The sequence below is a fragment of the Agromyces sp. Marseille-P2726 genome, from assembly GCF_902809835.1.
Lineage (GTDB): Bacteria > Actinomycetota > Actinomycetes > Actinomycetales > Microbacteriaceae > Agromyces.
Window position 1 is genome coordinate 1 of record NZ_CADDWM010000003.1, and the last position, 4597, is coordinate 4597.

Annotated in this window: 5 protein-coding genes; 4 read left to right on the plus strand and 1 reads right to left on the minus strand. The window is 70.5% G+C overall.

Annotated elements, in window-relative coordinates; translation table 11 throughout:
• Positions 1-981: dihydrolipoamide acetyltransferase family protein (locus HUS56_RS01075; RefSeq protein WP_173921571.1), on the plus strand; the 981-nt coding region annotated here is incomplete at its 5' end.
• 27 nt (positions 982-1008) lie between these two features.
• Here HUS56_RS01075 and HUS56_RS01080 read toward each other — a convergent pair.
• Positions 1009-1494 (minus strand): GNAT family N-acetyltransferase, encoded by a 486-nt coding sequence (locus HUS56_RS01080; protein ID WP_173921572.1) that lies wholly within the window; start codon positions 1492-1494, stop codon positions 1009-1011.
• Positions 1495-1635: 141 nt separating this feature from the next.
• Here HUS56_RS01080 and HUS56_RS01085 point away from each other — a divergent pair, with 141 nt between their 5' ends.
• The 3 genes from HUS56_RS01085 to HUS56_RS01095 form a co-directional block, all read left to right on the plus strand.
• Positions 1636-2712, plus strand: coding sequence for a metal ABC transporter substrate-binding protein (locus HUS56_RS01085; RefSeq protein WP_173921573.1), 1077 nt, complete (start codon positions 1636-1638; stop codon positions 2710-2712).
• Between the two features lie 7 nt (positions 2713-2719).
• Positions 2720-3517 (plus strand): metal ABC transporter ATP-binding protein, encoded by a 798-nt coding sequence (locus HUS56_RS01090; protein ID WP_173921574.1) that lies wholly within the window; start codon positions 2720-2722, stop codon positions 3515-3517.
• A 58-nt stretch (positions 3518-3575) separates the two neighbouring features.
• A partial coding sequence (locus HUS56_RS01095; RefSeq protein ID WP_173921575.1) for a metal ABC transporter permease occupies positions 3576-4597 on the plus strand: 1022 nt, incomplete at its 3' end.

Sequence of the window (4597 nt, forward strand, 5' to 3'; positions counted from 1 at the left end):
GGGAGGGCGCCGTCGGCCAGCCGCCCGCCCGAGCCGGCACCGCCTGCGGCGACGGCCGCCCGCCCGCCCGCCGTCCCGGTCGCAGCGCCGCCGGCGCCCTCCCTGCGCCCCGACCATGGCGTTCCGGTGATCGCGAAGCCGCCGATCCGCAAGCTCGCGAAGGACCTCGGCGTCGACCTGTCTCGGGTCACCCCAACCGGTCCGATCGGCGATGTGACGCGCGATGACGTGATCCGCGAGGCGAGCCAGGCGAGCGTGTTCCGCAACATCCAGACCCCCGACTGGCCGGCCGACCGCGAAGAGCGCATCCCCGTCAAGGGAGTGCGCAAGGCGATCGCGAGCGCCATGGTGCAGAGTGCATTCCAAGCGCCGCATGTGAGCGTCTTCGTCGATGTCGATGCCACGCGCACGATGGAATACGTCAAGCGCCTGAAGGCCTCCCCCGACTACGCCGGCGTCAAGATCTCTCCCCTCCTCATCATGGCCAAGGCGATGATCTGGGCCGTGCGGCGCAATCCGTCGGTCAACGCGCAGTGGACCGATGACGAGATCATCGTGAAGCACTACGTGAACCTCGGCATCGCGGCGGCGACGCCTCGCGGACTCATCGTGCCGAATATCAAGGAGGCCCAGGCGATGAGCATGGTGGAGCTCGCGACCGCCATCGAGCAGCTCACGCTCACGGCGCGCGAGGGCAAGACGCAACCTGCCGAGATGCAGGGCGGCACCATCACGATCACCAACATCGGGGTGTTCGGCATGGACACCGGGACGCCGATCCTCAACCCCGGCGAGGTCGCGATCGTCGCGCTCGGCACGATCAAGCAGAAGCCGTGGGTCGTCGACGGCGAGGTGCGCCCGCGGTTCGTGACCACCGTCGGCGCGTCGTTCGACCATCGCGTGGTCGACGGCGACGTGGCGAGTCGATTCCTCGCGGATGTCGCGTCGATCATCGAGGAGCCGGCGCTGCTCCTGGAGTGAAGTCGGGACTCGCCGGCGTCGGGCGGGTCAGAACCGGATCTCGAAGGTGATCGAGTCGTCGTCGCGCTCGACCTCGACGAGCCCCGCTTGTTCGAGCGCGCGGCGCGCGGGCAGGTTCGCGATCTCGCACTCGGCTCGGGCGATGGTCGCACCCGCCGCCCTCGCGAGCTCGAGGGTCTCGGCGATCGTGTGGATCGCGAGCCCCTGGCCGCGCACGGCGGGCACCAGGCCGAAGGCGAACTCGACGGCGCCGTCGGGGCCCGGCGGTCCGAAGAGGTTGACGCCGCCGATCGTCGCGCCATCGTGCGATCGCCGCACGAGGTGGGGGCCGAACGGGGCGGGATCGCCGGATTCGCGCACCGCGCGCACGTACTCGCTGAGGAGCTCGGGTTCGTCGGTGAAGGCGTAACCGCCCTCCCACCCGTCGTGCGGATCGACCTCGCCGGAGAGCAGGCGCTCGGCATCGGCGACGGTGAACGGATGCAACGTGATGGGGGTCGTCGTCGTATCCACGTGCTTCATGCTCGCACGCCGGTACGACAACATGCGAACTCGATCCACAATGTGACGGCAGACGACCGGCCGGCCGCCGCCGACGGCTGCACCGGGCCTGATGGTTCTGACAATCATTATCAATAGGCGTAACGTCGCACCATGCCCAGGCCATCAGACCGCCCACTTCGTCGTGCCACGGCGGTGCCGTTGCAGGTGGCGGCGCTCGTCATGGGCGCACTCGTGCTGGCATCGTGCGCCAGCCCCGGGGCATCCGGGACCGACTCGACGAGTGGCCCGTCGATCGTGGCGACCACGACCCAGGGGGGTGATTTCACGCGAGAACTGGTGGGGGAGTCGGGCACGGGGACGCAGCTGCTCGCACCGGGGCAGAGCGCACACGGGTTCGACCCGTCGGCCGCGCAACTGCTCCAGCTCGCCGGCGCCGACGCGCTCGTGGTCAACGGCGCGGGCCTCGAGAGCTGGCTCGACGACGCGGTGAGCGCGTCGAGCTTCGACGGCGTGCTCATCGATGCCAGCACCGGCATCGAGCTCTTCGGCACCGATCACGCCGACGCTCACCACACGCACGACGCCGGCGACGACGCCGACGCGGACGCTGATGCGGACGGCGACCACGATGACCTCGACGCCCACGATGAGGCCGAGGGCAACCCCCACATCTGGACCGACCCCCGCCTCGCGCAGCAGATGGTGCGCACCATCGCCGACGGGCTGCAGTCTGTTCCCGGCGTCGACGGGCAGGCCATCGCCGCCAATGAAGACGCCTACCTCGGCGAGCTCGAGGCCCTCGACGCGTGGATCCGCGAGAACGTCGCGACCGTGCCCGTCGACCAGCGCCTGCTCGTGACCAACCACGACGCGTTCACGTACTTCATCGACGCCTACGACATCACGTTCGTCGGCAGCGTCATCCCGAGCTTCGACGACAACGCCGAGCCGAGCGCCGCCGAGATCGACGACCTCGTCGCCGACATCCGTGCCACCGGCGCGCGGGCGGTGTTCTCCGAGGCCTCCATCTCCCCGAAAGCCGCCGAGACGATCGCGCGGGAGGCCGGCGTCACCGTGTACTCCGGTGACGACGCGCTCTACGGCGACTCGCTCGGTGGCACCGGCTCCGACGGCGAAACGTACGTCGGCAGCCAGGTGCACAACGCCCGGCTCATCCTCGAGTCGTGGGGCGTCACGCCTTCCCCGCTCCCCGAGCTCCTGCGATGATGACCGCATGAACGACTCCCCGGTTGTCCGACTCGAGGGTGTGGCGTTCACGTACCCCGGCGGCGAGGGCGTTTCGGGCCTCGACTTCCAGGTCCGCCCGGGGGAGGCCACGGCACTCATCGGCCCGAACGGCGCCGGCAAGTCCACCATCCTGAAGGGGCTGCTCGGCCTCGTCCCGCGAACATCGGGACGGGTGACCGGTGCGGTGCAGTCGACGGATGCCACGACCGACGCCGCTGGCAATGGACATGCCGCACCCGGCATGATCGGTTTCCTTCCCCAGACCACCGAACTCGACCCCGACTTCCCGATCAGCCTCGAACAGGTGGTGATGCAGGGTCGCTTCGCTCGCCTGGGCTTCCTGCGCTGGCCGGGGCGGGCCGATCGTGCGGCGGTGCGTCGCGCACTCGACACCGTCGGACTCACCGGTCTCGCGAAGAAGCGGTTCGGTGAGCTCTCGGGCGGTCAGCGTCAACGGGGCCTGCTCGCGCGTGCGCTCGTGTCGGATCCGCGCCTGCTCCTGCTCGACGAGCCGTTCAACGGGCTCGACCAGCCCAACCGGGACGCACTCGTCCGCACACTGCAGCTCCTGAAGCAGCAGGATGTCGCGGTGCTCGTGTCGACGCATGACCTGGAACTCGCCCAGCAGGTGTGCGACAACGTCGTGCTCGTGAACCGTGTCCAGCTCGCGTTCGGCCCGGTGCACGAGGTGCTCACCCTCGGCAACGTGCAGGCGTGCTTCGAGGGCGTCGAGGTCGAGATCGACGAGCACACCCTCGTCGTCCCCGGGCACGAGGGTCGTTGATGCCGCCAGCGGCATACTCACGGCATCCGCTCCCGGCCGGGTGGGGGAGTGGCCGTCGATGAACATCGGCGACGCGCTGCTCGGCGCCTTCGCGATCCCGTTCATGGGGCGCGCGCTCCTCGTCATGCTGGTGCTCGCCGTCGTCGCGGGGGTGATCGGCGTGCTCGTCAACCTGCGGGGGCTCGAGTTCCTCAGCGACGGGCTCACCCATGCCGTGTTCCCCGGCCTGGCGATCGGACTCGCGGTGGCCGGCACCGCGGGCCTGGTACCCGGGGCGTCGATCGCGGCACTCGCGGCCGCCATCGTGCTGACCTGGCTCGATCGCGCCGGCATCACGTCCGACGCCGCCATCGCGATCGTGCTCACGGCGACCTTCAGCATCGGAGTGATCGTGGTGTCGCGCAGCGACGACTATGCGGGCGAGCTCGAGGCCCTGCTGTTCGGGCGGGTGCTCACGATCCCGCCGAGCGAAGTGCCGTCGCTCATCGTCGTGTGCGCCGTCGCACTCCTGGCGGTGGGGATCACGATGAAGCAGCAGCTGTTCCGCGCGTTCGATGCGCGGGGCAGCCGGGCAGCCGGCGACTCGGCGCTCCGGCTCGACCTGGTGCTGAACGGCGCGGTCGCGCTCGTGGTCGTCGCCGCGGCGAGCACGGTCGGAACGCTGCTGGTGCTCGCCGTACTCATCGTCCCCGGGGCGACGGCGCGCCTCGTCACCCAGCGACTCTGGTGGCTCTTCCCCATCGCGGCCGGCTTCGGAGCGGTCTGCGCGTGGCTGGGGCTCTCGCTCGGATTCGTCGCGTCGGTCGGTGCGGGAATCGACCTCCCCGCGGGCGCGACGATCGTCGCGACCTTCATCGCCGGGTACGCCGTCGTGCTGCTCGTGTTCGGGGTTCGGCGGGCGGTGTCGGGGCGCGGGGGTCTCGAGACGCGTCCGACTCCGTCGGGCGCTCCTCGACCCGCAGGTACGGCGGGCGCTCCTCGACCCGCAGGGACGGCGGGCGCTCCTCGACCCGCAGGGACGGCGGGCGCTCCTCGACCCGCGGGGGCGGGCGGTCCTCGACCCGCGGGGACGTCTCGACC